Source organism: Pseudarthrobacter sp. MOO13, assembly GCF_058267655.1.
This window is the reverse complement of record NZ_CM177848.1, coordinates 3999178-4025026: the sequence shown is the minus strand read 5'-3', so window position 1 is coordinate 4025026 and position 25849 is coordinate 3999178. Positions and strand designations below refer to the sequence as shown.

Sequence of the window (25849 nt, the reverse complement as noted above, 5' to 3'; positions counted from 1 at the left end):
AAGAAGGAAACTTTTGCCCATCGCTTCCAAACCATCCCGCTATCTAACCCTCTCACCGTCCCTTGCTGTGGGCCACGACGAGCCGGACCGCAACCTTGCCCTTGAACTTGTCCGCGTCACCGAAGCGGCGGCCATCGCCGGCGGCCACTGGGTCGGCTTCGGCGACAAGAACACCGCCGACGGCGCCGCCGTCGACGCCATGCGGTCCTTCCTGCAGACCGTCCACTTCAACGGCGTCGTGGTCATCGGCGAGGGCGAGAAGGACGAAGCGCCCATGCTGTTCAACGGTGAGCGCGTTGGCGACGGCACCGGCCCCGAGGTGGACGTCGCCGTCGACCCGATCGACGGAACCCGCCTGACCGCCCTTGGCATCAACAACGCACTGGCCGTCCTGGCTGTTGCCGAGCGTGGCTCCATGTTCGATCCCTCTGCCGTGTTCTACATGGAAAAGCTCGTCACCGGCCCCGAAGCCGCAGACATGGTGGACCTCCGCCTGCCGGTCAAGCAGAACCTGCACCTGATCGCCAAGGCCAAGGGCGTGAAGGTCAACCAGCTCAACGTCATGATCCTCGACCGCGACCGCCACCGCCCGCTGGTGGAGGAGATCCGCGAAGCCGGTGCCCGCACCAAATTCATCATGGACGGCGACGTCGCCGGCGCCATTGCCGCGGCCCGCTCCGGCACCGGCGTGGACGCGCTCATGGGTATCGGCGGCACCCCCGAGGGCATCGTGGCGGCCTGTGCCATCAAGTCCCTTGGCGGCGTCATCCAGGGCCGCCTGTGCCCCACCAGCGACGAAGAGAAGCAGAAGGCCATCGACGCCGGGCACGATCTCGAACGGGTGCTTTCCACCAACGACCTGGTCTCCAGCGACAACTGCTACTTCGCCGCCACCGGCATTACCGACGGTGACCTTCTGAAGGGCGTCCGCTACTCCAAGGACAAGGTCCTGGCCCAGTCCCTCGTGATGCGTTCCAAGTCCGGAACCATCCGTTTCGTGGAGGGCGAGCACCAGGCCAGCAAGTGGGAGAACTACGCCCGCAGGCGCCCAGGCAATCAACCCTCACTGCCGTGGAATGACACGGTGAAATCGTCGTGACCGTCTCTGCTCGCAGAGGTCGGCCGTGGATCTGAATCGTTCCCATTTTGAGTGGACATGACGTGCTAGCGTGAACGGTGATCATCGTGGCGCTCATGTTCTTCTTCGCCGCGATGGTGGCGCCCTTCCTCATTCACTTTCCGGAGCACGGTTCGTTGTGGGAGGCCTACGTCCCCGAAGTTGCAACGGGAGACGGAGAAAGACCCTTACGTCCGTTGACTCGATCCATGAGGGTCTTCCATTTAGCTGCTCCGCACGTGGGGATACGTTCGTTATTGCTTCGGCAAAAGTACTTTGAAGCATGCCACTTTCAAAGTCTGAACGGTCCAAGGCGCCCGCCGAATGAACAAAATAACGCGGTAGGACCGCACGCCGCCCCTGCCGGCGGGAAGCGCACCTGCGTGTGCCGGCACCAATGCTAGCGACGACATAACCGGCTGGATAAGCAGGAAGACCCCGAGGCGTGGGGGACGTCTCGGGGTCTTCAGCTGGCGCCTTCAGACACGGGGGATGGTGCGGTAGTCGCCTCCATAAAGTTACTGTCTAGTACGGGCGTACACAACTTGCATTTTTGCAGGGCGGGGCGGCATGCCTAAAGATTCACACCGATCGACTTTGCGAATAACCGCTTGCTAAGTGGTGACGCTGTGTAGGATTCCTACCCCGGGCACTCAGGTGAGAGATTCTGTCGTTTGGTGATTGCCCTGATCGAAGGCCGATAATGGTGATTCCGTAAAGCTGGAAGCGACTGTATGGGGGTACCATACATGTATGGATGATGTGATCACGCGGCTATCGGCAGAGGCCAGGGCTTTGGCTGAGGAGTCGGAGGTGGCCCGGCAGCGGATGCTGGTCCTGGCCCGTGGCCGGCAGGAGTGCATTCTGGGTCTTCACGCCTCGGGCCTGTCGGTGCGGGGAATCGCCGAGCGGTTGGGAAGCAGTGCTTCGGTGATCCAGGACGCGATCCGCACAGCCAAGGGACGGCATCCGCAAGCGCGGCGTGAGGAGCGGTTCCCGTTTGAACTGCATGTCATGCTGGGGATGAGGTTGCGGGAGAATCCGTCGCGGCTGCGGGGCCTCGCGCGGGAAAATCTTGAACGTCTGCGTCGCACTCCGCGGGCGGCTGTCGCTGAGCGGTGGCTGGACCGGTGGGAAGAACTTCTTCGCTTGCCTGATGACGAGCTGGAGAAGGCGATGCTGGCCGATGACGAGGAGGGAAGGGACCTGCGCCAGATCAGCCCCTTTGCCGGGGCACTAAGCCCCGAGGACAGGCTGGTTGCGATGAAGAAGGCGCAGTTACTTGCGAAGGGATGAACTCGAGCACGCAATCCGTGCCGCGACGCAGATCATCAAAGATGACCAGGTCATCATCATCGGCAGCCAGTCGATCCTCGGTTCCTACACTGAGGATCAGCTGCCCGCCGAGGCCACGATGTCCCCGGAGATTGACATCGCGCCGATGCGTGATGCGGACGCCGATGCCCTGAGTGATCAGCTCAGCTTCGACGTGGGGGAGTGGTCGGAGCTCCATGCGACCTACGGCTTCTACATCGAAGGGGTCGGCAAAAGAACCGCGATCCTGCCTCCCGACTGGGAATACCGTCTGGTCGGAGTGCGCAGCGAAGCCACAAACAACGCCACAGGGCTCTGCCTGGACCCCCATGACCTTTGCGTTGCGAAGCTCATGGCACACCGCGAAAAGGACTTCGAGTTCGTTCGAGCACTGGTGGACGCCCGGCTGATTGACCCAGTAGTTCTGCAGCAGCGGCTGGCATCGATCGACTTGGCCCTTGTCCAGAGCGATCAGGACATCGATGTGCTGGACTACCGGCAACGGAACGCCATTGCCTGGGCAGCCGCCCTGACGAGCTGAAAATAAGGGCATATCTGACGCCTCAAGCGGTGCATTGCGTAAGAATAATGTCCAGAATCGATGTACTGACAGGTGCTGCGGATCATCTCAGATCTCAAGCTGACAGTCCGCAACCAACGCAAGCACGTCCATCGGCTCGAGAACGGTCGAATCAGGCCAAAGCATCAGGAAATGATGACACCCACTCGGGACGAACGGCGCGATGCCACCTGTTGCGGCTCTGCCGGCACAGGGCGTCAGACCCATCCACCGGGCACGGGGCGAGTCTTCCCATGTCGGACGGCTCCAACGTCAGGTTGGGGTGTACGTGAGCACAACGCAAGAGGACAAGCGTTCCCGGATAGGATCAGCGGCCCCCTACGTCGCTTGGGTTTCCGACCCCGGGCGACTCGTTGCGGGAGGCGTGCCCGGGACCGGAAGTTCAGGATGAAGCGGAAGGCTTCCGGTTCAGTTCTGTTCCTGGTGGCCGTCGATGAGGCGGTTGACCTTCCAGGGGTTTTCGTCCTGCAGTGGGGCCGGGAGGAGTTCCTGCGGAATGTTCTGGTAGGCGACGGGGCGCAGGAAGCGGTTGATGGCGAGGGTTCCAACCGATGTGGTTCGGGAGTCGGAGGTGGCGGGGAAGGGTCCACCGTGGACCATCGCGTGGCCGACTTCGACGCCGGTGGGCCAGCCGTTGATGATGATGCGACCCACCTTCTGCTCCAGTGCGGGGATGAGGGGCGCCGCGGTGGAGTAGTCCTCTTCCGTGAGTTGCAGTGATGCGGTGAGCTGACCTTCCAGCCTGCTGATAGCTTCGACCAGGTCTTGTGTGCTGGTGTAGCGGATGACCAGGGACGCTGCGCCGAAGATCTCTTCGTGCAGGACGTGGTTGGTCACGAAGTCGCGGACCTGGGTTCCAAAGATGGTGGGCGCCGGGGCGTTTCTAGTTTCCCCTTCCAGTCCCTTCCCAATCAGGTTCACCCCTGTTGCGGCGCTGAGCGCTTCGGTCCCTGCGTTCCAGAACCCGGCGATGCCTTCGGTGAGCATCGTCTGGCCGGAGCATGCGGAGACAGCACGACCGACGGCGGCAGCGAGTTTGTCCCCTGCCTCGCCTTCGGGGGCAAGGAGCAGTCCGGGGGAGGTGCAGAGCTGGCCTGAGCTGCCCGTGACAGCGGTGACGTACTGCTGTGCCAGGGCGTCGATATCGCCTTTAAGGGCGCCTTCGAACACGAACACCGGGTTCAGCGAGGACATTTCGGCGTAGACGGGGATGGGCTCGCGGCGTGCTCCGGCGGTCTTCATGAGTGCGATGCCGGCCGCCTGTGATCCGGTAAAACCGACGGCCTTGATGGCCGGGTCGGCGACGAGGGCCTGACCAATGCTGGCGCCGGGACCGTAAACCAGTGCAAAGACGCCCGGATGCAGGCCGAAGTCTTTGACGGCCTTGACGACTGCTTGGCCCACGAGTTCACCGGTGCCGGGGTGGGCGTTGTGAGCCTTAAAAACCACCGGGCACCCGGCGGCCAGGGCTGAGGCGGTGTCACCACCGGCGGTGGAAAAGGCGAACGGGAAGTTGCTGGCACCGAACACTGCAACGGGGCCCAGCGGAATCTGGCGCTGCCGGATGTCTGCCCTGGGCAGGGGAGTGCGGTCTGGAATCGCAGGATCGATGCGCACCCCGCGGAAGTCACCCGTGCGGACAACGGTTGCGAACAGCCGCAGCTGGCCGGTGGTGCGTGCCCGTTCGCCCTGGAGCCGGGCTGCCGGAAGCCCCGTTTCCTGACTGGCGCGGGTGATCAGTTCCTCGCCTATGGCTTCGATGTTGTCCGCGATGGCTTCAAGGAAAGCGGCGTGTGTTTCCGGATCCAGGGTGCTGAAGGAAGGGTAGGCCTCAGCGGCCGCTTCTGTGGCGGCTTTGACTTGGTCCTCGGTGAGCAGTGAGTAGGCCGGCTCGAGCTGTTCGTTGGTGGCCGGGTTAATCCCATAGGTTGTGCCGCCTGTTCCGGCGGTGGTCTTCCCTCCGATGAGGGAATGTCCGTTAAGCGTCATTGATACGTCTCCTGAAGACAATGAAGGGGGTGCGGGCAGAGGCCCGGGTTGCTGGCGTCTCTTCGGCTGGCGGGGTTGCCGGCTGCCTCAGGCGTTGCCGGGGCCGAGGTGCCAGATGCCGAGGGCGGAGAGGAGCTCCCGAGGGTCCCAAACCACGTATTCCTCGGCGAGCTTGTCGCTGTCGAATCGGAGGAAGGAGGCGCCGGTCACGGTGATGGACCTGCCTGTTGGGGGCACGTCCATGAATTCGCCGAGGTGGGTGCCGGTGGTTTGCCAGTGGACGGCCACTTTTGTGCCGTCCTCCACGATCTCCAGGATGTCGGTGCTGGAGTCGGGGAATGCGGTGTGCATCGCTTCGATGGTTTTGCTCAGGCTGGCGTAGTCCTCGCTGCCTGACTTGGAGCGGCGGACGTAGTCGGGTGCGAGGAGCTGTTCGAAGGCGGCAAGGTCCCCGTCGCCCCAGGCACCGTTCCACGCGTTCAGGATGGTATCGCGGCGGCTCATGATGCGCTCCTTGCAGGTTCGGTTTCCGGTGCCGCAGGGGCGGCGGGCACGGGTGCGGGGATTTCGATGGGCAGGTACTGTCCGAACTTTCCGCCCCGGAAGAGCAGGGCTTCGCCGGTTCCCTCGGTCATGTTAGTCACGGAGCCGACGACCATGTAGTGGTCGCCGACGACGACCTCTGCGGTGACGATGCAGTCGATGTAGGCGGTGGCGCCGTCCAGGTGCGGTGTTCCCAGGGGACCGGGGGTGCAGGGCAGGCCGGAGAATTTCTCCGGTCCTTTCCGTGACAGTGACCTGCAGCTGCTGATCTGGTCATCGGAAAGGATGTTTGCGGTGAACTTTTGCAGTTTGCGCAGCTTCGGCCAGCTGGAGGAGGACTTGTCCACGCAGAACATGACCAGAGGCGGATCGAGCGAGAGGGACTGAAAGGTGCCCACGACGAGACCGAGTTTTTCGTTGTCGTCGTTGATGCCGGTGATCGCGGTAACTCCTGTGGGCAGCTTCCCCAGGATCTGGCGGTATAGCGCGGGAGTGATGTCGTTGTCCGGAGTTTTTTCGGGACTTGGGGTGATATCCATATCAGTCTTCCTTGATCAAATGGATGGGGCCAGGTGGATGGATTCAGGCGGTTTCGCGGAAGCTTCCGAAGCGGCCGCCGTGGAAGCTGAGCGGGGCGAGTGTCCGCTCAGCGGGTGTCATGTCCAGGACGCTGGCGATGACGACGATGTGGTCCCCGACCGTGAACTGCTGTTCAACGCGGCAATCGAACCAGGCAAGGGAGCCGTGCAGGTGCGGGGTGCCCCACGCGGATTCGGACCAGCCGACAGAGTTGAGCTTGTCCTCTCCCTTGGCGGACAGGGCCCGGCAGACCTGCTGCTGGTCCTCGGCGAGGAGGCTGACGCTGAACGTCCCGGCGTCGGAGATTTTGGGCCAGCTGGTGGAGGAGTGCATCACGCTGAAGGTCACCAGCGCCGGTTCCATGGACAGCGAGGCGAAGGTTCCCACGATCATGCCGTTCTTGGTGCCGGTCACCGGGTCGGTGGAGCAGAGGGCTGCGACACCGGTGGGCAGGTGCCGCATGACGGCGCGGTAGGTGTCGGAGTCGATGGTCCTGGGCGCAAGGGCGGTGGCGGTCATGACTGTTCCGTCAGTTCTGCGTGGACGCTGCGGCTGGCGCGCAGGCCGGATTCGATGGCGCCGTCGAAGAAGCCGGCCCAGATGTTGGCGATGTCGCCGCTGGCGAAATGCAGGGCACCTTCGCTGGCCTGCTGCGCGGCGTGGTATTTGGTGAGCTGGCCGGGGCGCTGGACCAGCCAGGTTTCCTCGGCGTAGGGGTCTTCGCCCCACTTGTGCCCGGTGACTTCGATGACTTCAAGGTCGTCGCGCCAGACCTTGATGGCTTCCTGGACCTGCTCTTTGTCGGTGACGTCGATCCGGTTCCCGTCGGCGCCGAAGCCAACGAGGACGGCGTCGGTGTCGCTGACGAACTCGGTGCGGATCACTGACAGGGGCTTGTCCTGGGCGGAGTAGGCGAAGAACGGCTTGATGGGGCCTTTGACCCGGATCCAGGCCTTGACGCCCTGGGATGCGGTCTTTTCCCGGCTCGGAGCCAGCTTGCCCTCGGACAGGGCGGGCTGGACATCAAGCTTGTGCAGGATGTTCACCGGCAGGGTGATGACGACCTTTTTTGCCTCGATTTCCTGCCCGTCGGCGTAGAAGACGGTGGCGCCGCTGCTGTGGTGGCGGACCGCGGTGACGGGGGCTTCGAAGCGGATGTCTGCGTTGGTGTCTGCTGCGATTGCGTTGGGCAGGGTGTCGTTTCCGGCCTTGAGGCGGTAGATCGCTGAGGCTTCGTGCATGAGGTGCCAGTGCCCTGAGGCTCCGGCGGTCCAGCGCAGGGCGTTGACGTAGGCGCACTGTTCAAGGGGGGCGTTGAAGTGGCCCACCCAGGCGGCCTCGTTGGCGTTGCGCTCGTCCTCGGACAGGTCCAGCTTGTCCAGCATTTCCTGCAGGTTGTACTGATCGACCTCGGCGAGGTTCTCCACGGTCAGGGGTGCATCCGGTCGGGGCAGCCACTTCATGGTGTCTTCGAGCAGCCGGGTCATGCCCGGATCGATCAGCTCCATGAAGTCATCCAGGTTGCCGCGGCGCACTTCGTCGCCGGCCAGCCAGTAGGTTTCCTCAGAGCGCGGGCCGCGGGAGACCTCGAGTCCGTACCGGGTGACTTCGGCCCAGACGTGCGGCTGGGTCCAGTGCAGCCAGTTGCCGCCGAGCTCCAGTTTCTGGCCGAGACGGTCTTCGGTCCAGAGCCGGCCGCCAATCCGGTCCCGGGCTTCCAGGACAACGACTTTGTGGCCGCGGTTGCCGAGCTCGCGTGCGGTGATGAGGCCGGCGAGGCCGGCACCGATGACGACGACGTCAGTTTGTTCAGTCATTGAAAAATCCTTTGGTGTTGATTCCGTTGGTGCAGCGCCCTTAGCGGGCTGCGTCGCTCAGGTGCTGGGCGCGCTGTGCCGTGGCGGGGTGGCCGTCGAGGGTGTATTTCTGGCCGAAGAGCTTTTCACGCAGGGTGACCGGTGCCTGGTTTTCGTCGCGGACCGGGGCGATGATGCCCTGGGCGCGCAGTTCGGGCAGGGCGAGTTCGATGAAGTCTTCCCAGCCGCCGGGCTTGGTGGTGTAGCTGAGGTTGATGCCGTCAATGTCGGCTTCGTCGCGCCAGCGGCGCAGCTCGGCGGCGACGGTTTCAGGGGAACCGACGATGGTCGAACCGGTGCCGCCGACCGCGAGGAACTCTGCGATCTGGCGGGGGGTCCAGTCCCGGTCAGGGTCTGCCTTGGAGAACATGTCCACCATGGACTGGCCGGCCTTCGTGCCGACCGAGCGCAGGGGAGTGTCGAGCTCGTACTCGGACATGTCGATGCCGGTCCAGCCGCTGAAGCGGGCGAGGACGGCGTCGATGGGCGCGTTGTCCACGGCCTTCTGGTACTTCGTCTGGGCTTCCTCGTCGGTGGGTGCCACCACGACGGTGAGTAGGATGACGATCTTGACATCGCGGGGGTCGCGGCCGGCGTCGGCCACGGCCTGGCGGAGCTTGGCAACGGTGCGCTTGGCGCCTTCCACCGAGGTGCTCTGGATGAACACGGCTTCGGCGTGCTTGCCGCCAAATTCCATGCCGCGGGATGAGGATCCGGCCTGGAACAGCACGGGGGTCCGCTGGGGGGAGGGCTCGCAGAGGCCGAAGCCGGGAACGGTGAAGTGGTCACCGGCGTGGTTGATCGGGTGCACCTTGGCCGGATCAAGGTAGGTCGCCGATGCTGCGTCCCGGACCACGGCGTCCTCTTCGAAGGAGCTTTCCCAAAGCTTGTAGACGACGTCCATGTACTCATCGGCCATGTCGTAGCGCTCGGCCGGTGTGAGCTGCTGTTCCTTGCCGAGGTTGCGGGCGGCGGCCTCGGAGTAGGAGGTCACGATGTTCCAGCCGACACGTCCTGCGGTGAGGTGGTCCAGGGTGCTGAACTTGCGGGCGAGCAGGTACGGCGGCTCGTAGGTGGCCGAGACGGTGACGCCGAAGTTCAGGTGCTTGGTGACAGCTGCCATGCCGCTGATCAGCACGGTGGGGTCGTTGATGGGGAACTGTGCCGCATCTTTCAGGGCGGCGTCACCGTTACCGCGGTAAACGTCGTGGTAGCCGACGTTGTCGGCGAAGAAGATCCCGTCGAAGCCGGCGTTTTCCAGCATCTGGGCGATGCCGGTCCAGTACTGCAGATCGGTGTAGCGGTAGCTCTGGTCCCGTTCGTCGCGCCAGGACCCGGAGGTGAGGTGGGACGGGGCGAAGACGTCAAAAGCGAAGAGGCTCAAAGGTTCGTTTTTCATGGCAGCAGTGCTTCCTTGGACTCGTGCCGGACTATGCCGTGGAGGAGATTTCGACGTTCATTTTATGAACACTGCGTTCAGTTTGGAGTGTAAGCCACCTCACTGTCAAGGCCCCTGGGTGAGAGGGATGAAACATAACAGTCGCTATTGACAGCCAATGTGGCGCATGCCATATTTTGACCACGACGTTCGAATTTTGAACGATCTCGGGCCCTTCCAGAGGCCCCCCAATTCGCCCCAGGTGCTTCTCCGCCCGGCGGTTCCTCCATTCCAGACAGCACGATCCACAAGGAAGTCCATCGTGAATTCATCTGCAACACCGATCTCCGGACCATCGCTACGCTCGGACCAGTCCTACGATCCGCGGAAACGGCGGTTCCTGTACCGGCTGAGCGCCATCATCGCCGGCGGCATGTTCATCGACGGGTTCATTCTCGGTGGCATCGGATTGGTGATGCCCGCTCTGACCGCCGACCTAGGACTCTCCGCCGTGTGGCAGGGCCTGATCGGCGCCTCCGCTCTGATCGGCATTTTCTTCGGTGGACCCATCGGCGGTTACCTTGCCGACAAAATCGGGCGCAAGCCCATGTTCATCGTCGACCTGGCAATCTTCCTGGTCGGCTCGGCCGCCCAGTTCTTCGTTGCCGAGCCCTGGCACCTCTTTGTCATCCGCCTCGTCATGGGCATGGCAATCGGCGCCGACTACGCCATCGGCTGGCCCCTGCTGGCTGAGTTCTCACCCGCTCAGCTGCGCGGCAAACTCCTGGCCTTCCAGGAAGTTGCCTGGTACGTCGGCTACCTGCTGTCCTACGCCCTCGGGTACTTCATGTCCTCGGCAATCCACGCCGACTGGCGGATCATTCTCGGCATGAGCACCATCCCGTCCCTGATCGTCTTCCTGCTGCGTCTCGGCACTCCCGAATCCCCCCGCTGGCTGCTGAGCAAGGGGCGCGTCGAAGAGGGCATGGCCGTAGCCAAGGAATACATGGAGGAAGTCGACATCGCGGAGATGCTGAACGAAAAGCAGGGCACGACAAGCTTCGGCAAGCTGTTCTCCCCGCAGTACATCAAATCCACGGTCTTCGTCTGCATGTACTGGGTCTGCAACGTCACGCCCTACTTCGCCATCGCCACGTTCGCCCCGATCGTGCTTGAAAGCCTCGGGGTGGAAGACGGACTCGCCGGGGCCCTGCTGCTCAACGGGGTCGTCGTCGCCGGTTCCCTGCTGTCCATGTTCCTCATCGAACGCGTAGGCCGCCGCAAACTCGCCATCCCCCCGATGTGGATCGCCGCCATCGCCCTGGTCGTGATCGGCCTGTTCGCCCACGTCTCGCCCATCATCATCCTGGTCTGCTTCATGATCTTCTCCTTCTTCAACGCCGTCTCGACCGCGCTGACCGGCGTCTACCCGGGAGAGGTCTTCCCGACCGAAATCCGCGGCGCGGGCGTAGGCTTCGCAACCGCTTTCTCCCGCATCGGCGCCGCCATCGGAACCTTCATCCTTCCGATGTCCGTCGCCGGCCTGGGCGTAGGCGCCACGATGCTCATCGCCGCCGGCATCTGCGTCCTGGGCGCGGTCATTTCCCAGTACCTGGCACCCGAAACGAAGGGACTTAGCCTCGGCGCAGCCTCCGCACCCCTGGGCAAAGCCGCGGTCTCCTAACTTCACCTCCAACTACTGATGCCTGGCCGGCACCCGGCCAGGCATCAGTCATCATGACTGCCCATACACCCAGATCTGCAGAGGACCATCATGAACACGTACGTTGCACGCGGGCACTCAAGCCGACAGGTAACACCGCCCCTGACCCTCAACGACGGCGGCACCCATCCGGGCGCCTGGATCAGCCTGCGAGACTCCTTGGTCATTGACGTTCTCGCCGCGGCGGGATTCGACTGGATCTGCGTCGACAGCCAACACGGCGGCCCCGAAACATCCGAACTCCAGCCCCTAATCGAGGCCGCCCACCTGGGCGGCGTCCCCTGCCTCATCCGGGTACCGGGCCATGACACGGCCACCATCACACGCGTGCTGGACGCAGGCGCGGCCGGAATTATCTTCCCAACCGTGGAGGACGCCGCAACGGCCGCAGCATTAGGCGCCGCCACCCGCTTCGCACCGCGCGGAGCGCGCAGCTACGGGCCCACACAGCTGCGCCCCTGGCAACCCACGCCCGATCCCGGAAATCCCATGGACGACGCCCGGTGCATCCTGATGGTCGAGACAGCGGCAGGTTTGGCCAACCTCGACGACATCTTGGCCACCGGACCGGACGCCATCTTCGTCGGCCCCTACGACCTCTCCCTCAGCCTTGGCATCACCTTCGAAGAACTTACCGGCGAAGGCCCTGATGGGATCCTCGCAGATATCGCCCGCCGCTGCACCGCCGCCGGCATCACACCCGGCATCTACGCAGGCGAACTGGAGCTGGCCGACACCATGAAATCACTTGGCTTCCGCTTCATGCCCACGGCCACCGACACCGGGCTACTGGCCGCGGCAGCACACACCGCCGTCCTAGCTTCCACACCGTTGAAGGCAGAAAAAGCAGTCATCTGAACCACCAAAACCTCACCAGCCGCGCCTGCCCGCCGAGCACTGCTCTCTGATGTCACCATGTCCTGTGCATCTGCATCCTCCTGGTGGCCCCGACTCACTCGGGCCCACCAGGAGGCTGCATTTAGTGGATAAGCCCAGCCCCTACCTGCAAGATCCCTCCGTGTGGCGTCCTTCATGCCAAGAAGCTCAGCCGCAGCGCGGAGCCTGGCCCGCGCCATGAAGACCGAGACGACAAGCGCCGGCGGTTCCGCAAGGACCTGATGCCCACGTTGCGGCACGCTCCTACTGAACGTCCCGTTCGAAACCAGGGGGAAGAGCATAGGATGGGTTCAGACACCAGTCAGGGCGGCGTGCGCCCTGACACGCGAACCGAATCGGGGACGGGTATGGCAACGGAAACAGACGTCGACGTGCAGGCGGCAGTGGCGGATGAAGAGCAGGCGGCCGCGGCCAGCGACGCCGTGGACCTCACCAACAAGTCAGTCGTCAAGGCCACTGTCCTGCTCACTGAGCTCGGACGCCACCGCAGAGGCATCACCGTCACCGAGCTGGCGCAAGCGGCGGGAATGACCCGCCCCACCGCGTTCCGCCTGCTCCTGAGCCTGGAACAGACAGGCTTCGTCGACCGCGTGGACAACCGTTACATGCTCGGATGGCAGATGGCCCGGCTCGGTCGCCTCGCCGACCCCTACGCGGGTGCCGTCGCCCGGATCCAGCCCATCCTTGACGAGTGCGCAACCACCCTCAACGAAACCATCAGCTTCGCGATGGTCCGAAGCGAAACGACGTATGACGTCATCGCCGAAGCATCCGGTTCGCGCTACCTGAATGCCTCGCACCTTTATGTGGGCGGAAATTACCCGGCCCACGCCAGCGCCACCGGCAAGCTCCTCCTGTCCGAACTCACCGATGACGAAATCGCCGCGAGCCTTCCGGACAAACTCGAGTCATTCACCACCCGGACCATCACCAACCGGAAAGCCCTCCTGAAGGAGATCCGCGACGTCCGGTCCAACGGCTATGCCGTCATTGACGAGGAACTTGAAGAAGGCCTTTTCGCCGTCGCCTACCCCGTACGTGACGATGCGGACGCGCTCATTGGCGTGCTCGCCGCCCAGGGTCCCGTCCAGCGCTTCCGGTCCGAAAAGCTGCAGGAAGCCATCGAAGCACTGCGTCAGGCTGCCGCTGAAGTGGCCAAAGCCCTCTCCTAAGCGCCGACCACACGGGACGCTTCCGCCATTGCAAGCAGTGTCTCCACCGACGGGTACTTCCACTCCACATACCGCACAGGAACGCCAATTCGCTCCGCGACTACCCTGTGCGTGACCGCCCCTGGTCCATGACGCCGGGCCATTTCACTGACACAGGCAATTAGCGCCTCCGTTGTGCGCTCGTGCCTGTCCCGAATGATTTCGGCCACCGGCCGGCGGGGCTTTCGCTTCGGCAGCTGGCGCCGGTACTTCATCGTCACTCCATCAGGTCTCACGGCTTACGCCGTAACTATTGAACGTGGCGTTCATTTGGTGAACACTTATTTATTGTGTCCCCGATCACGTACCCGACGCAAACGGGCGCACGACCCAGCCACAGGAAATGGAGCACAAGGATGTATCGTCACCCAATCACCACCCGCACCCGCCGCAGCGTTGTCGCGAACAGGCCCGTGCCCGACTGGTCCCAGCTCTCAAAAAATGATGCGGTACAAGTGGCCCGCAGGGACGGCACGATAACAACCGGCCGTATCGACATGGTGGCCCTGGACCGCAAAATCTTTTGGATCATCCAGGACGGCGGACTCGGGAGGGTCATGGTCTGCAGCGCCGACCGGCCACAAGTCACCGTCATCGCCCCGGCGAAAAATACAGACTAAAGCTTGCCCTCCGACGTGAGGCGTGCCACAATCATTCTACGTTCATTTTTTGAACGTCACGTTCATTCTTAAGGAAAATGGCAGTGACCGTCGTTGAAACACAGCCGTTTCAATGACCCTGCATAGAAGGGAAGATCTCATGTCAATCTCTCTCGGCCATCGGGCCATCTTCAACGCATTCGGCCACCGCCACACCGCCATCCGGCCCGTCACTGTGGCCGCACCTTCCCCCAGGAAAGACGCAGACGTACCGTCCACAGAAGGGACAGGGGAGTTGAAGTGCTCCCCATGGGAGGGTCTCTATCTTGACCAGGCACAGCCGGTAACGGAAGCGCCCCAGGCCGCGACCCACCGGGAGCTTGAGTCGTTCCTTGCCAGCCTGATGTACGGCGAGTAGGTCAAGGCCCAAGCCCTTGAGCACCCTGTTGTACACCGAAGCCGCGGCAGGATCTGTCCAGGCATCCGCAGAAGACGACTGCGACTCCAACAACTGCTTCTATTGCACCAGCCCCGAAACGGACTAAGCCGAAGCGGTATGCTGCCCCAACGACAACTTAGGAAAACCATGCAGCTCGAAGGCTCAATAGCACTGGTCACAGGCGGGGGACAAGGCATAGGCCGGGGCATCACCGAGTGCTTCCTGAACGAGGGCGCCCAGGTCGCCGTGGTCCAGAGGCGTCCGCTGGACCGGGAACTCGATAGCCATCCCGCTGTTCTCGGTATCCAAGCAGACCTCACCGACCCCGCCGTGATCCCGGCCATCATCCAGCAAACCGTTGGCCGCTTCGGTGGCATGGACGTACTGGTTAATAACGCCGGCATCATGTTCGAGCGAAGCGTCTCCGATATTCAGGCGGACGAATGGGACCGGATGATCGCGCTGAACATGCGCGCGCCACTGTTCCTCACGCAGGCCGTCCTGCCGCACATGCGCAAACGAGGCGGCGGATCCATCATCAACATCGGTTCCATCGAAGGTCTGGCCGCCAACCCCGAGCACACCGTCTACTGCGCTTCCAAGGCCGGGATACACGGGCTAACGAAGGCCCTGGCAATCGACCTGGGCGCTGACAACATCCGCTGCAACGCCATAGCCCCGGGCTGGATTACCTCAGAACTCAGCGAAATATATTTGGCATCCCAACCAGACCCAGCCGCCGCACGCGAGGCCCTGCATGAATTGCATCCGGCCGGACGACTCGGAGAACCCGCCGACATAGGCAACCTCGCCGTCTTTCTGGCAAGCAATCGAGCAGGTTTCCTCACCGGTGGGGTCATCACCCTCGACGGCGGCAGGACAGCGAAACTGCCGCTGCCGTTCTGACCGCACCGCCCACCACCGACGACAAGGAAACACCACAGAACGATGAGCGCCGAAGCACAAATTCTCCGTTCCCTAAGCACCCTGTCCTTCCCGGACCTCGTCGAGAAAGCAACAACGGTCAATGGATCTAAACCAAAAGATGCCACCGATAACGCATTGACGATCAACGCAAGCCTGGTCGACCTCGGATTCTGGGAGTGCTCTCCAGGCAGCTTCAAGACTGCCCGCAATGGCATCAATGAAGTGATCTTCGTGCTCGAGGGCAAAGGCACTCTCGTTTCGGATACCGGTGAACGGGTGGACCACAAAGCCGGCGATATCGTGCTAATTCCGAATGGCTGGAGCGGTGTATGGGAGATTCACGAGCACTTCAAGAAGCAGTACGTCAGCATGTCCGTTTAAGCCGCCCTTGTCCTGCAGCTGCGCACTTGGCCGGGGTCATTTGCGAGCAAACCAGGAGCATAAAGGTTGGATCGCAGCCCTAAAGCCAGGTCCCCTCAAACGCCGATAATGGAGATTTCGTCAAGAAGTGACCACTCAAATGGTTCAGCATTTGCAGGTCTCTGAGCGTGGACTGATCCCAGCTGTATGCACAACTCCGGCCTTTCCAGGGCGAGGGGTCTTCGGCGACGCAGCGCGCCAGCGCTGACCCCATAGGGTCAGCTGCCGGCCTCCGCCTGCGCCAATCGGGCGTTAAGCCTGTCCACCTCGTCGAGTACTTCCGTGGCCGCCCAGGCACGGTTCCTCAGTGAGGTGGTGATCTGGGTGATGACCCCGGCCGTGGTCAAACGCTCCAAGGCGCCGTAGACGGACCTCTCCTCGACGCCGGCGACGTATGCGGCGCTATGCGCTTCGAAGACGGGCCGTTCCAGCAGCCACGGGATGATCTTCGCATCCGCGGAGTTCTTTCTGGGACGGGCAAGCTCCAACCACATGGCCGGCAGGGCGTCCAAGGCTTTGACGGACTCCGCTGCCGCTTCCGATGCGTGGACGGCACACCTGGCCAGGTACAGGACGAACGGATCAGCCACACCGTTGCGGTAGTTGTTGACCAAGGCGAAGTACCTGTCCACATCAGCGACCATGGCTGAGGCGATAGGGGTGACAGTGTTTCTCGTCAGGCGCCGGCGCCGCGAGATCGCGCCGATCAGGGCCCGGCCGATGCGGCCGTTGCCGTCGGTGAAAGGGTGGATGGATTCGAATTGGGCGTGGGCGATCGCTGCCTGGGCCATGATCGGAACGTCGGTCCGGTTGCAGAAGGCCATCAGGTCGGCCATGAGACCTGGCACCCGCTCCGGCGGAGGGGGGACGTGGATGGCGCCGCGCGGCGAATAGTCACTGCCTCCGATCCAGTTCTGCATATCCCGGATCTTGCCCGCATAGGCCGCATCGACCGGATCATCCTTCATCAGTGCACGATGGGCTGCGAGTATGGCCTCCATCCTGATCTCGCCCGTCGTTCCTGCGTCAGTAATCATCATCTGTACAGCTTCGGCAGCGGCAACCATGGACTTGGCGTTGTCACTTGCCCTGAGCCCGATCATGGCCTTGGCATAGTCGTTCCGGTTGGCGTCTACCTGTTCGATTTTTGATGAGGACACCGCCTCGCTGCGCAGCAGAAACCCGCTGATGGCAGCCATCCTGGAACCTGCCGTTACGTCAAGTGAAGCGACAGCGACAGCGGCCTCTTCCAAGGCAACGATCGTCTCCCGTCCCGGCTCGAACCAGCACTCTGCGATCTTTGGAGGCACAGACACCATGACTTCGGTGAATTCACGGTCCTCCCGCGGCGGCCTGCCCTGAGATTTCCAAGGCATAACCAAGCTGCCATGTGTCGGCCAATCGCCCATGACGTCCTCCCAGAAACCCTGAACAGGCAAACTCTTATTCAGATTTTAGCAAGCAAGTATGAATACTGCCCTGCTTATTCATGAATGAGCGCGAGTTGCGGCACCGACGACGACCACGGGGATTACAACGGCGGTGGCCACCACGGTAGCGATGACAAGGGCGGTGGCCACCACGGTAGCGATGACAAGGGCGGTGGCCACCACGGTAGCGATGACGACGGTAGTAAAGGCGTCGGTGCTCGGACCCCCTTCACTCAGGACCAGGGCAGCGGCCGTGCGCGCCTGCGCCGGTTTTCGGCCCTTAAGCATGCCGCGGCAGCGGTCCGCACCGCCCGCACGCGTTCCGCATGCCTAGCAGTTGGCCTGAGGTACGGACGCTGGCGTCAGAATAGTGCGGAATTCCGTTTTATAGACAGTGGTTCTTCATGTTCTCAGATCCCACCCTGACAGTCGGAGGAGCAGAAGATCCGAGTGGGTAGTAGTCGTAATAGCCCAACGAATGTTGGTTTTTGATGAATTGACCTGGCAAGGGGTGGCTGTGTCACATGTTGGGACCGGGCGGGCGTCTGAAACAAGCCATGGCTCCGCTCGCGCGCGGAGTCCTCCCTTGTCAGACGCCCGGGACGTCAGCTTGGGGTGTAGCTCGAGCTGAGAGGGTCTCAGGGGAACGGACGCGAAAAAGCTGTCTCAGGTACTTCTATTTGCGGGTGTCAGCGTTATCGTGGTGCTCCGGATTTTGCGGACTCGTGGTGCGGAAGTCGTGCTTGACATCGCCATTATCTGCATTCACTCTTAGGCGCGGCACCACTTTGTCGGTTCTGGTACTCCTGGCGCAGCCTCCTGCTCAAGGGGGGGTAAGCAGGGGGCTGCGGGTCATTGGGTGTTGTGCGTGCTGGCCGGCGAGGCCGTAGGTGCCAGCCGGGTCGGGCCGGATGGTGATGGTTTGTAGGTCCTCATCAAGGAATGTCGTGGATCCTGTCTCGGGCGATTGCGAATGGTTCAACGCCCCTAGGAGAGTTCCATGAAAGAGCCCACGTTGCCGGGTTTCGGAAGCCTGGTATGGTGCCGGATGCGATAAGGTCACCCGGTGGGAGGAGTAAGCCGGCGCCGGAGCTCGGAGGCATAGTCGCTGTAGGCCGCGGCGACGTCTTCAAGGTCAACCATCGGAGGGAAGTCAACGACCGACTGGTGCTCGGCCATGAACTGCAGCGTTTCTTCAATAATCTTCTGCTCGTCACGGTTTCCCAAGCCGATTTCCTCGAGAAAGTCGGGATTTAAGCGGACGAGAGACTCCACGGTTTGTCCCTCCGCGTCAGCCCGCACCAAGTACTCGTTCGCGTTTACAAGTTTTATCTTGAACGAATTATCCACAGGCTCCGTCCCTTCCGCTCCCAGACAACGCCTAGCCCTCCTACTCTTGGGCTGTCATCGCTGTCCCAACTGTGCCTGAGCCGACTTATTCCTGGTCAGCAACGGTGTGGTCTTTCCGTTCCGCCCAGACGTTCCCTTCGTCGTCGCGCTCTATCTCTATGTCCATGAGCTGTTGCACGGCTGAGGCTTCAGCATCATCGTTTTTGTGAATGATGGGCATGTCGATCGGACTTCTATCAGGCGGTCCAAACAGGTTCATTATTAGTCGCTCCAGCGAATTCGTAAACCTGCCGCGAGGTGCGAGTTCTCGATGTGAAACATTTTGTCCGCCTTGTTTATGTTTCGGATATCTTGGTGCCCCAAGCTCCTCCAGAGGCATTACTGAGAGGGCCGGTTCATGGTGAAGGTTCGAAGTGCCACTGGCGGCATCGACGCCCTCGAGCGACACCTGGTTCAGGTCATCCGAACCATCGCGATGGGCCCTGCTGCCCGGGCTTTACTGGCTTCGTGGTTGATGGAAGCCGTGTGGTGTGGTCCTTGAACAGAGCTGTTGCGGCACATTCCCGTGCATCTCGGATGCCAGCAATCGCCGAGTTCCGATTCGAATACACACCGGACACTGCCAGTACTTCACCGGCTGGGGAGAGTAGTCTGAACTCAAAATCCCCGGGGTCTGTTAGCAAGAGTTCGAACGTGCCGGCTCTGGCTGCGCTTGTCCTTGTGACGGGTGCTTGATTTGTTGTTTCAACTGGACTGACCGGACGGAGTTTGAGGTCTTCTGTTTCCGGGGCCCGATCCGCGCCTTCGGCCGGGTCCTGGGAGTGGGAGCGTATTTCGGGATATTCCCGGGAGTTATCTCCCTCAGCCGGTGCCTCGCTGTGCACCCGTATATTGTCTGTACTTGAATTTCCCATTTTGGAGCCTCTCTTCCCTGTACGGGTACCTACTTGCGAGGTCATGCTGTGGAGTCAGTTTCCGCTGCCTTTTGTCTTCCGGGCTGTTGATCAGAGGGGGGGCCACATGCCGTCGGGGAGATCAGGTTCGTCGCCGACGAGAAAGTAGGTGCTTGTTCCTATCAGGAGGAAGCCCAGGACGCCGACTGCCGTCACCTGCGAGGCGATTCCTGCGATGAGCAACACAACGCCGATCACGCACGCCATGACGGCGAAGTAGGTAGTGGCCCCAAATCGTCGATCGATCAACCCGGAAGATAGTTCCTCGGCCAGACGCGGGTCCTTGGTGACCAGGTCGAGTTCCAGTTCGTCGAGCAGTTTCTGCTCTTTGTCTGACAAAGGCATCTGACGCCTCCCCTGATACCGCTGCCGGGCCTTTTGAAGGGCCCTGCAGCTCAGCCTTTCAAGTAGCATGTGAGCCGTTGAAGGATTCTAAATCTAACATTTCAAATGTTAGTAATCTGACCATAGGAGGGTTCCTGGGGGAAGTCAAGGACTCTCCTCCAGACAGGGCTCACGGTTTTCTTTGATCAGGGTGCACAGGACTGCTGCTTCACTGATGGCAGGTTCCCTCGTCGCCGTCAACAGCGTTAGTGGCCGGTGTTCGGCCAGGACGCGGAGGCGTTCAAGGACATCGGCAGCTTCGGGCACCCGAAGTTCGGACTGGTATCGCCGGTTGAACTCCTCAACAAGCCCGGGATCGTGGCCGTACCATCGGCGTAGCTCATCCGACGGGGCTATGGCTCTGCACCATTCGTCGAGGTGTGCCTTTTCTTTGCTAAGGCCCCGTGGCCAAAGCCGGTCCACAAGGATACGGTACCCATCTGTGTCGAGGGGTTCTTCATAGATTCGTCGTACTTTCACTTCATGAGCAACCATTGGTTTTCTCCGTTGTGCGGGTTGTGGTGGAGTTAAGTGGGGTGTGCCTTACTGGTGCAGGAAGCGGGGCTGGGGCAAGTCGGGCTTCCTTTGCTGGAGTCGCGCAGGGCGAGGGCGGCCTGGATAAGGGATGCATGAGTCAGAGCCTGCGGGAAGTTTCCAAGGAAACCTCCTGTCATGGGGTCGATTTCTTCGCTGTAGAGTCCGACGGGGTTGGCGTGCTCGAGGAGTGCTTTGAAAAGTTCTGTCGCCTCGTGGCCTCTTCCCGTGAGGGCGAGGGCTTGGACGAGCCAGAAGGAGCAGGGCAGGAAGGCCCCTTCCTTTCCAGGGAGTCCGTCCTGGCCCGGAGGGTACCGGTACAGGAAGGGAAAGCCGGCAGAGAGCTCTTCGCTGACCGCATCCACTGTTCCTTTAACTCGGTTAGAGCCGGGGTCCTCGAACTCCGTGACCGGAAGGAGCAGCAGCGCAGCATCCAAGTCAGAGGATCCGTAGGTGCGGGTGTAGGTGTTTTTGACCGGATCAAAGCCTTTTGCCCTGATCGCCTCGGCAAGATCGAGCCTTGCCTTTTGCCAGCGATTCCGTTGCCGCGCTCCGAGGCGGTGGGTTCGTCCGATCCGCAGGGCCCTGTCGAGGGCCAGCCAGCCCATTATCTTGGAATGCACGTGGTGGGCGGCGTCATCGCGGATTTCCCAGATCCCTGCGTCTGGGTCCTGCCAGCGCATTGCTACCAGGTCCGCGAAGCCTCGCATCGCCCGCCAGGTCTCTGAGTACAGACGGTGGCCGCTTTTGACGAGGACCCAGGCGGCGTCCAGGACCCAACCATAGCCGTCGAGCTGGTGCTGGCCAGCGGCACCATTGCCGGTGCGGACGGGCGTGCTCCCGGCGAATCCGGGCCAATCTGGAAGGCTACGTTCCGCCGGGACATGTCCTCCGGCAAGTGTTAGCAGTGATGGCAAGCGGGGGCGTTCGAGCCGGCTGGCGTGCAGCAGCCAGCCGAAGAATTTTCGTGCTTCAGGTGTTTTGCCTACAGCGAGGAATGCACCCACCCCTATGCTGGCGTCCCGTGGCCAGGCGTACCGGTAGTCCCAGTTGCGGACCCCGCCGGGGTCCTCAGGAAGGGATGTGGTCGGGGCGGCCACTGGCGCGCCGGAAGGCGAGTACGTAAGCAGTTGGAGGGTGAGCAGGCTGCGTAGAACCGTTTCCCGGAAAGGTATCCCCTCATCGATGTCTTCCGTCCACGCACGCCATTTTGCTTCGTCGGCTTCGACGAGGGCCCAAGCCGTTGATGGGTCCACGTGGATCAGGGGTTCCCCATAGGCGATGGCCAATACCAGGGTCAGAGGACGATCTGGGTGAACTGTGACGTGTGTCGCCCGGCCCGGTTCCACGCTCAATTCCTGGCTGCATCCCAGGGACAGGGCCAGTGGGCCCCAGTCGCAGACGAGATTGGGTCCCCGGCGAATGTGGGGACGACGATGCTGTTCGCCCAGCCGCGGATTGTAATTAATGACAGCGGGCACGGGGCACCCCGTGGCGCTGAGTCTTCGGATGAGTAACGTGGTGGGCAGAAATTGGCCAGCCACTTCGGCGATCATGGCCTCGGTGAGGATGAGTTGACCCTGACCGATTGACCACACGGTTTCCAGGGTGGCGCTGTGGTGACGGTACGTGCGGGTAGCCGACTGTGCCTGCTCGGATGGGCCGGCCAGAAACGAGCCGGCCTGTGCGCCACCCAAGAGCGCGCCAAAGACCGGTGTGCCGTCAAAGGCCGGGACGCAGAGCCAGTCCACAGAACCTCGAGCGGAAACCAAGGCTGCCGTACGCGTGTCACCGACCAGCCCGTAGTCGGCGATGGGGGAAGGCTGCCACGGCGTGGTGTGGTGGTGGCTTGACATTGTTACTTCCTGTTCGGCAGTCTCGTGCAGACGCCACCCAGTCACGCGGTCCTTAACAGGACTCCGAGGACTGCTCCGTAGAGAAGGTGGGCGACGACCGTGATGACCGGGGTTTGTATGCCGTAATTCAGGGCAAGCAGGCCTGGAGGTTCCAGAACGGCCCTATTGGCAGGTCCGGCCCTGGTCGATGCCATTCTGGGGTGGACCCCCGGCAGCAGCGGCAGGATCACTGTCAAAGCTACGGCGACGTGAAAGAGTCCAAGAAGCGCACCTGTCCACCAGGTTGCCGAGCCAAGAAGCGCGAACGCGGCAGCGTAGCCCAAGGCAAAAACCTGACCTACGGCCAAGTGGATGAGGAATCCGGCGACCCGGGCCCGATCAGGATCAGGAGTCAGGATCGTGCCGAGCACCAGGGGGAGGTCCAGTCGCGTCCAGCCGGCCATTTGGGCTGTGATCATCACGGCCGTCAGCCCACCCGTGGCCAACAGCCCGAAAAGGGCCCACCCGGACCAGTCCATGTCAACAGCCGCCGTGTCGACCACGCAGGAGCCAGGAAAGCATGCTTGGCACTTTCGGCCCTGCTGTCGCCCAGGGGACCGAGTCCCTTCCTGGCCCTGGCCGCGGTGTGCCTGGGGACCTGTGGGCAACCGTGTGCGGAACCATGTTCCGCCTCCTTCCGTGTACCTGCTCGAAGAGCTCTGCCTGGGCTTCCCGTGCGGGGTTGTTTGATCTTCTTTAAAAGCGGTTGCTGACGGCAGGTGGCTCTTCGGGCAACTCGTGCGGTTGCCGGGCCAGGTAGCGGAGGAAGAGCATATCTCCGCAGCGGAGCACGTGTTGAAGACGCATTCGTCGAGGGGGTAGGTTTTCCTGCGAGCTGGCAGCTATACGGGCGCCGGGACCTGCTGTCAACAAAGGGCTGACCGACAGGCAGAGCTCATCAACCCGCGCGGCCTGTTGGAATGTTCCGAACAGGCGGGGTCCTCCCTCGGAGTGGATCCGCGAATGACCGCGCCGCTCTAATTCCTGGATCAGAAGGTCCACATTCAAGCGCCGCTGCCCGCAGGCGACGACCTCGGCGACTTTCTCCAATGCTTTTCTCCTCACCCTGTTGGCCTCGGCCGTGGTGATCACCAGGGGTGGCTCCTGCGCTGTCGTGAAGAAGGGCAGGTCAGGGTTTATCCGCAGGCTGCCGGAGACGACGGCCAGGGTTGGTTGTGGGCTTCTACCTTGGCTTTGACGCCATTCCACGCCGGCCGTGCCGATCAGATCCCTTGAATACCCCTCAGTCCTGACCGTGCCTGCGCCGAGGAGAAGAACGTCTGCGGTGCGGCGCATCAGGACCATGATTCGACGGTCCGCTGCGTTGCCCAAACCTCCCGAGCGGCCGTTCAGGGTGGCTGCACCGTCCAGGCTGGAGATAAAGTTGAAGCTCACGCGGGTGCTCTGAGCTGGCGGCTGGGTGTACCAGCTCAGGAGTTGGGCGTCAGTGGCGCCCCTGATCGGGCTGGGAATCAATCGGTCGATCACGGCTGGCCCCCTGTATGGCAAGACTGGGCACTGGTTATGTTGTGATGGAGCGAGAGTGGCTGCCGCCAACCCAAGACTGCCTCTGTGAGGTGCAGCGCTGATATGGCAGGGGCAACGTTATGCATTCGAAGGATACGTGCCCCTTTCAGTACGCAGATGACTGCTGCTGCCAGAGATCCTTCGAGCCGTTCATGGCTGCCCTTGCCCAGTGTCTCGCCGATGAAGTCCTTGTTCGACACTGACGCCAGGACGGGGAAACCCAAAGCCGCGATGAGATCAAGCCGGCGGGTGAGTTCCAGCGAATGAAGGGTGTTCTTGTTCAAATCGTGCCCAGGATCAATGATGATTTGTTCCTCTGCGACACCGAGGTCAACGGCCTGATCGACTTTCCGTCTCAGGAAGTCGCGGACATCCTGAACGATGTCCCGATAGCGAGGTCCCGGCCAGGGCGTCCTTGGCGGGGCGAGGCTGTGCGTGATGACCAGGTGGGCCTTTGACCCTGCGATGACAGCAGCCATGTCCGGATTTCTCAGCCCGGAGGTGTCATTAATAACGTTCGCGCCTGCTTCGATGCTCAGTGCGGCCACCTCCGGATTGAACGTATCGGCGGAGAGGATCGTGTCTGACTGGCCACGGATCGCCTCGATGACAGGAATGACACGGTCTGCTTCCTCTCCTGTCGTCAAGGGCCTGCCTGGGGCGAAGGGCTGGCCACCGATGTCTATCCAGTCGGCTCCTGCCGCCACCGCCTCCAGGCCAGCGTGCACGGCAGCTTCAAGGTCGAAGGTTCGTCCTGCGTCGTAGAACGAATCAGGGGTTCGGTTGATGATGGCCATAAGGGCGGTCTGCCTGCGGAAATCCATGATTCTGGCGCCGAAGCAATGCACGGGGTGAAGGAGCGCCGGCGAGTAGGCGATATCCGGGCACGCCCCATGCCCAGCCGCTTCCGGCTTTTCCCCTGCCAAGGGCACAGCCGACGTCATGACAACTCTCGAAGCTGAACGTCAGCATCCCTGAGCTGCAGCGTCTGGACTTCCTGTCCGCTGGATATCAGGAACTTTATGTCGTCTTGAACATCCCAGACGTTAACGCTCATTCCCGCCACGACCCTTCCCTTGGTGGATGACATAGGGATGAGCCAGAACGCTATGAACTTGTGTGCCGCCGGGTCTCCCCTCAGGATCATCTTCGCGTCGGGCGTCAGCGAGGAGTAGCCCGAGTACTCCATCCCCAGGTCGAACTGGTCAGTATAGAAGTATGGAACCTCATCCAACGCGGCCGGCATACCCATCATCGTCCTGGCGGCTACTTTGCCGCCGTTGATGGCGTTTGCCCAATGCTCGCTCCGAAGATGGCTGCCCGTGAAAGGGTGAAAGGCGTTTGCCACGTCACCGGCTGCGAGGATCCGCGGGTCGTCGGTCCGTAATGACGAGTCTGTGAGAATACCATTGTCAATGCTTAGCCCGGCGGCTTCTGCAAGCAGCGTGTTGGGGTTGACCCCAATAGCGACGACCACCAGGTCAGCAGGCAGATACTGGCCGCTGCCGGTGATGACGCCCGCGGCTCTGCCGCTGCCTTCAACAATCTCCGTGACGGCGGTATCGGTGGTGAAAACAACACCGGCCTCTTTGTGCCGTTCCATGAAAACTGTCCCCAGTTCCGGGCCAATCGCGGCCTGCAAGGGGACCTTATCCCTGCCCACTACCGTGACTTCGGCTCCCATGGTCCTCGCCGTCGCTGCGACTTCCATGCCGATCCAGCCCGAACCGATCAGAACCACCTGGCACCGTTTTTGTCCTGTACGCAGCCGGCGCAGTTCATCCCTGAGGTGTCGGCTGTCTTCCAGGGTGCGTAGGTAATGAACGCCCGGCAGGCCGGATCCCGGAACGCCGAGGGTACGGGGGGATGCACCCGTTGCCAGGAGGAGCTGGTCAAATTCAAGCACTTGGCCCTGCGCCAAGGTGATGATCGACGCGTCCCGATCGATGGCTACTGCTGTTTCGCCGAGCAGCACCTCGATGCCGTGTTTGCTGTAATCCTCCACGGTATACGGCAGGAGGGCAGCCTCTTCGTCACGGCCTGCCAAAAAATCCTTCGACAGCGGCGGACGCAGATACGGGTACCGATTCTCCTGGCACACGACAGTGATGGTTCCTGGGAAACCTTCGGCGCGGAGAGTTTGCGCTGCCGTGGCCCCGGCAAGGCCACCACCAATGATTACTACGTCTCTCATCATGACTCTT

At 62.0% G+C, this 25849-nt stretch carries 28 protein-coding genes; 10 read left to right on the top strand and 18 right to left on the bottom strand.

Annotation, left to right across the window (positions count from 1 at the left end; translation table 11 throughout):
• Positions 1 to 13: 13 nt before the first annotated feature.
• The 3 genes from glpX (at position 14) to AC4EEO_RS18475 (ending at position 2972) form a co-directional block, all read left to right on the top strand.
• Positions 14 to 1099 carry a class II fructose-bisphosphatase gene (gene glpX, locus AC4EEO_RS18485; protein ID WP_491339458.1) on the top strand — a complete coding sequence of 362 codons (1086 nt, stop codon included), beginning with the start codon at positions 14 to 16 and terminating at the stop codon, positions 1097 to 1099.
• A gap of 771 nt (positions 1100 to 1870) precedes the next feature.
• Positions 1871 to 2413 carry a hypothetical protein gene (locus AC4EEO_RS18480; RefSeq protein ID WP_491339457.1) on the top strand — a complete coding sequence of 181 codons (543 nt, stop codon included), beginning with the start codon at positions 1871 to 1873 and terminating at the stop codon, positions 2411 to 2413.
• The gene (locus AC4EEO_RS18475; protein WP_491339456.1) at positions 2400 to 2972 is read left to right on the top strand and encodes a DUF6036 family nucleotidyltransferase; all 573 of its coding nucleotides are present in this window, start codon (positions 2400 to 2402) and stop codon (positions 2970 to 2972) included. The genes AC4EEO_RS18480 and AC4EEO_RS18475 overlap by 14 nt, the downstream gene beginning before the upstream one ends.
• A gap of 447 nt (positions 2973 to 3419) precedes the next feature.
• Here AC4EEO_RS18475 and AC4EEO_RS18470 read toward each other — a convergent pair whose 3' ends face one another.
• From AC4EEO_RS18470 to AC4EEO_RS18445, 6 genes are all read right to left on the bottom strand, one after another.
• Positions 3420 to 5000, bottom strand: coding sequence for an aldehyde dehydrogenase (NADP(+)) (locus AC4EEO_RS18470; RefSeq protein ID WP_491339455.1), 1581 nt, complete (start codon positions 4998 to 5000; stop codon positions 3420 to 3422).
• Between the two features lie 87 nt (positions 5001 to 5087).
• Entirely contained in the window at positions 5088 to 5504 is a 417-nt protein-coding gene (locus AC4EEO_RS18465) for an ester cyclase (RefSeq protein WP_491339454.1), read from the bottom strand.
• Positions 5501 to 6082 (bottom strand): flavin reductase family protein, encoded by a 582-nt coding sequence (locus AC4EEO_RS18460; protein WP_491329018.1) that lies wholly within the window; start codon positions 6080 to 6082, stop codon positions 5501 to 5503. Before AC4EEO_RS18460 ends, AC4EEO_RS18465 begins: the two co-directional genes overlap by 4 nt.
• A gap of 43 nt (positions 6083 to 6125) precedes the next feature.
• Positions 6126 to 6641, bottom strand: coding sequence for a flavin reductase family protein (locus AC4EEO_RS18455; RefSeq protein ID WP_491339453.1), 516 nt, complete (start codon positions 6639 to 6641; stop codon positions 6126 to 6128).
• Positions 6638 to 7939, bottom strand: coding sequence for a flavin monoamine oxidase family protein (locus AC4EEO_RS18450; RefSeq protein WP_491339452.1), 1302 nt, complete (start codon positions 7937 to 7939; stop codon positions 6638 to 6640). The genes AC4EEO_RS18455 and AC4EEO_RS18450 overlap by 4 nt, the downstream gene beginning before the upstream one ends.
• A gap of 40 nt (positions 7940 to 7979) precedes the next feature.
• Complete coding sequence (locus AC4EEO_RS18445) at positions 7980 to 9377, bottom strand: LLM class flavin-dependent oxidoreductase (protein ID WP_491339451.1); 1398 nt, start codon at positions 9375 to 9377, stop codon at positions 7980 to 7982.
• A 301-nt stretch (positions 9378 to 9678) separates the two neighbouring features.
• Between AC4EEO_RS18445 and AC4EEO_RS18440 the strand changes: the two genes are divergently transcribed.
• The 7 genes from AC4EEO_RS18440 to AC4EEO_RS18410 all read left to right on the top strand — a co-directional run bounded on the left by AC4EEO_RS18440 (position 9679) and on the right by AC4EEO_RS18410 (position 15533).
• Positions 9679 to 11040, top strand: a complete 1362-nt coding sequence (locus AC4EEO_RS18440) for an MFS transporter (protein ID WP_486416342.1) — start codon at positions 9679 to 9681, stop codon at positions 11038 to 11040.
• Between the two features lie 90 nt (positions 11041 to 11130).
• On the top strand, positions 11131 to 11937 hold the full coding sequence (locus AC4EEO_RS18435; RefSeq protein WP_491339450.1) for an HpcH/HpaI aldolase family protein: 807 nt from the start codon (positions 11131 to 11133) through the stop codon (positions 11935 to 11937).
• 386 nt (positions 11938 to 12323) lie between these two features.
• Complete coding sequence (locus AC4EEO_RS18430) at positions 12324 to 13148, top strand: IclR family transcriptional regulator (RefSeq protein WP_491339449.1); 825 nt, start codon at positions 12324 to 12326, stop codon at positions 13146 to 13148.
• A gap of 395 nt (positions 13149 to 13543) precedes the next feature.
• Positions 13544 to 13807 (top strand): hypothetical protein, encoded by a 264-nt coding sequence (locus AC4EEO_RS18425; RefSeq protein WP_491339448.1) that lies wholly within the window; start codon positions 13544 to 13546, stop codon positions 13805 to 13807.
• A 139-nt stretch (positions 13808 to 13946) separates the two neighbouring features.
• Complete coding sequence (locus AC4EEO_RS18420; RefSeq protein ID WP_486416345.1) at positions 13947 to 14204, top strand: hypothetical protein; 258 nt, start codon at positions 13947 to 13949, stop codon at positions 14202 to 14204.
• Positions 14205 to 14372: 168 nt separating this feature from the next.
• Positions 14373 to 15131, top strand: coding sequence for an SDR family NAD(P)-dependent oxidoreductase (locus AC4EEO_RS18415; protein ID WP_491339447.1), 759 nt, complete (start codon positions 14373 to 14375; stop codon positions 15129 to 15131).
• Positions 15132 to 15173: 42 nt separating this feature from the next.
• Positions 15174 to 15533: a cupin domain-containing protein gene (locus tag AC4EEO_RS18410; RefSeq protein ID WP_491339446.1), complete on the top strand. Its 360-nt coding sequence runs from the start codon at positions 15174 to 15176 to the stop codon at positions 15531 to 15533.
• 257 nt (positions 15534 to 15790) lie between these two features.
• On the opposite strand, the gene AC4EEO_RS18405 is transcribed toward AC4EEO_RS18410, so the two are convergent.
• From AC4EEO_RS18405 to AC4EEO_RS18350, 12 genes are all read right to left on the bottom strand, one after another.
• The gene (locus tag AC4EEO_RS18405) at positions 15791 to 16948 is read right to left on the bottom strand and encodes a Fic family protein (RefSeq protein ID WP_491329026.1); all 1158 of its coding nucleotides are present in this window, start codon (positions 16946 to 16948) and stop codon (positions 15791 to 15793) included.
• Between the two features lie 111 nt (positions 16949 to 17059).
• Positions 17060 to 17290 carry a hypothetical protein gene (locus tag AC4EEO_RS18400; RefSeq protein ID WP_491329027.1) on the bottom strand — a complete coding sequence of 77 codons (231 nt, stop codon included), beginning with the start codon at positions 17288 to 17290 and terminating at the stop codon, positions 17060 to 17062.
• Positions 17291 to 18061: 771 nt separating this feature from the next.
• Positions 18062 to 18229: a hypothetical protein gene (locus AC4EEO_RS18395; protein WP_491339445.1), complete on the bottom strand. Its 168-nt coding sequence runs from the start codon at positions 18227 to 18229 to the stop codon at positions 18062 to 18064.
• Positions 18230 to 18437: 208 nt separating this feature from the next.
• Complete coding sequence (locus tag AC4EEO_RS18390) at positions 18438 to 18611, bottom strand: hypothetical protein (RefSeq protein ID WP_491329029.1); 174 nt, start codon at positions 18609 to 18611, stop codon at positions 18438 to 18440.
• A gap of 199 nt (positions 18612 to 18810) precedes the next feature.
• Positions 18811 to 19266 (bottom strand): YegP family protein, encoded by a 456-nt coding sequence (locus AC4EEO_RS18385; protein ID WP_491339444.1) that lies wholly within the window; start codon positions 19264 to 19266, stop codon positions 18811 to 18813.
• Positions 19267 to 19356: 90 nt separating this feature from the next.
• A complete protein-coding gene (locus tag AC4EEO_RS18380; RefSeq protein WP_491329031.1) occupies positions 19357 to 19650 on the bottom strand; it encodes a DUF3040 domain-containing protein in 294 nt (97 codons plus the stop codon).
• Positions 19651 to 19794: 144 nt separating this feature from the next.
• Positions 19795 to 20184 (bottom strand): DUF488 domain-containing protein, encoded by a 390-nt coding sequence (locus AC4EEO_RS18375; RefSeq protein ID WP_491329032.1) that lies wholly within the window; start codon positions 20182 to 20184, stop codon positions 19795 to 19797.
• Positions 20185 to 20216: 32 nt separating this feature from the next.
• Positions 20217 to 22079, bottom strand: coding sequence for a glycoside hydrolase family 15 protein (locus tag AC4EEO_RS18370; protein WP_491339443.1), 1863 nt, complete (start codon positions 22077 to 22079; stop codon positions 20217 to 20219).
• A 41-nt stretch (positions 22080 to 22120) separates the two neighbouring features.
• Complete coding sequence (locus AC4EEO_RS18365; RefSeq protein ID WP_491329034.1) at positions 22121 to 22597, bottom strand: hypothetical protein; 477 nt, start codon at positions 22595 to 22597, stop codon at positions 22121 to 22123.
• Between the two features lie 217 nt (positions 22598 to 22814).
• Complete coding sequence (locus tag AC4EEO_RS18360) at positions 22815 to 23606, bottom strand: pyrimidine reductase family protein (protein WP_491339442.1); 792 nt, start codon at positions 23604 to 23606, stop codon at positions 22815 to 22817.
• Positions 23603 to 24589, bottom strand: coding sequence for a dihydropteroate synthase (gene folP, locus AC4EEO_RS18355; protein ID WP_476741538.1), 987 nt, complete (start codon positions 24587 to 24589; stop codon positions 23603 to 23605). The genes AC4EEO_RS18360 and folP overlap by 4 nt, the downstream gene beginning before the upstream one ends.
• On the bottom strand, positions 24586 to 25842 hold the full coding sequence (locus AC4EEO_RS18350; RefSeq protein ID WP_491339441.1) for an NAD(P)/FAD-dependent oxidoreductase: 1257 nt from the start codon (positions 25840 to 25842) through the stop codon (positions 24586 to 24588). The genes folP and AC4EEO_RS18350 overlap by 4 nt, the downstream gene beginning before the upstream one ends.
• Positions 25843 to 25849: the final 7 nt, after the last annotated feature.

What these genes read in the sequence shown, in the direction of transcription:
- AC4EEO_RS18480 (WP_491339457.1), top strand. Translation starts at nt 1,871, where the DNA reads ATGGATGATGTGATCACGCGGCTATCGGCAGAGGCCAGGGCTTTGGCT.
- AC4EEO_RS18470 (WP_491339455.1), bottom strand. Translation starts at nt 5,000, where the DNA reads ATGACGCTTAACGGACATTCCCTCATCGGAGGGAAGACCACCGCCGGA.
- AC4EEO_RS18465 (WP_491339454.1), bottom strand. Translation starts at nt 5,504, where the DNA reads ATGAGCCGCCGCGATACCATCCTGAACGCGTGGAACGGTGCCTGGGGC.
- AC4EEO_RS18460 (WP_491329018.1), bottom strand. Translation starts at nt 6,082, where the DNA reads ATGGATATCACCCCAAGTCCCGAAAAAACTCCGGACAACGACATCACT.
- AC4EEO_RS18455 (WP_491339453.1), bottom strand. Translation starts at nt 6,641, where the DNA reads ATGACCGCCACCGCCCTTGCGCCCAGGACCATCGACTCCGACACCTAC.
- AC4EEO_RS18450 (WP_491339452.1), bottom strand. Translation starts at nt 7,939, where the DNA reads ATGACTGAACAAACTGACGTCGTCGTCATCGGTGCCGGCCTCGCCGGC.
- AC4EEO_RS18445 (WP_491339451.1), bottom strand. Translation starts at nt 9,377, where the DNA reads ATGAAAAACGAACCTTTGAGCCTCTTCGCTTTTGACGTCTTCGCCCCG.
- AC4EEO_RS18435 (WP_491339450.1), top strand. Translation starts at nt 11,131, where the DNA reads ATGAACACGTACGTTGCACGCGGGCACTCAAGCCGACAGGTAACACCG.
- AC4EEO_RS18430 (WP_491339449.1), top strand. Translation starts at nt 12,324, where the DNA reads ATGGCAACGGAAACAGACGTCGACGTGCAGGCGGCAGTGGCGGATGAA.
- AC4EEO_RS18425 (WP_491339448.1), top strand. Translation starts at nt 13,544, where the DNA reads ATGTATCGTCACCCAATCACCACCCGCACCCGCCGCAGCGTTGTCGCG.
- AC4EEO_RS18420 (WP_486416345.1), top strand. Translation starts at nt 13,947, where the DNA reads ATGTCAATCTCTCTCGGCCATCGGGCCATCTTCAACGCATTCGGCCAC.
- AC4EEO_RS18415 (WP_491339447.1), top strand. Translation starts at nt 14,373, where the DNA reads ATGCAGCTCGAAGGCTCAATAGCACTGGTCACAGGCGGGGGACAAGGC.
- AC4EEO_RS18410 (WP_491339446.1), top strand. Translation starts at nt 15,174, where the DNA reads ATGAGCGCCGAAGCACAAATTCTCCGTTCCCTAAGCACCCTGTCCTTC.
- AC4EEO_RS18405 (WP_491329026.1), bottom strand. Translation starts at nt 16,948, where the DNA reads ATGCCTTGGAAATCTCAGGGCAGGCCGCCGCGGGAGGACCGTGAATTC.
- AC4EEO_RS18400 (WP_491329027.1), bottom strand. Translation starts at nt 17,290, where the DNA reads ATGCTTAAGGGCCGAAAACCGGCGCAGGCGCGCACGGCCGCTGCCCTG.
- AC4EEO_RS18390 (WP_491329029.1), bottom strand. Translation starts at nt 18,611, where the DNA reads ATGAACCTGTTTGGACCGCCTGATAGAAGTCCGATCGACATGCCCATC.
- AC4EEO_RS18385 (WP_491339444.1), bottom strand. Translation starts at nt 19,266, where the DNA reads ATGGGAAATTCAAGTACAGACAATATACGGGTGCACAGCGAGGCACCG.
- AC4EEO_RS18380 (WP_491329031.1), bottom strand. Translation starts at nt 19,650, where the DNA reads ATGCCTTTGTCAGACAAAGAGCAGAAACTGCTCGACGAACTGGAACTC.
- AC4EEO_RS18375 (WP_491329032.1), bottom strand. Translation starts at nt 20,184, where the DNA reads ATGGTTGCTCATGAAGTGAAAGTACGACGAATCTATGAAGAACCCCTC.
- AC4EEO_RS18370 (WP_491339443.1), bottom strand. Translation starts at nt 22,079, where the DNA reads ATGTCAAGCCACCACCACACCACGCCGTGGCAGCCTTCCCCCATCGCC.
- AC4EEO_RS18365 (WP_491329034.1), bottom strand. Translation starts at nt 22,597, where the DNA reads ATGGACTGGTCCGGGTGGGCCCTTTTCGGGCTGTTGGCCACGGGTGGG.
- folP (WP_476741538.1), bottom strand. Translation starts at nt 24,589, where the DNA reads ATGACGTCGGCTGTGCCCTTGGCAGGGGAAAAGCCGGAAGCGGCTGGG.
- AC4EEO_RS18350 (WP_491339441.1), bottom strand. Translation starts at nt 25,842, where the DNA reads ATGATGAGAGACGTAGTAATCATTGGTGGTGGCCTTGCCGGGGCCACG.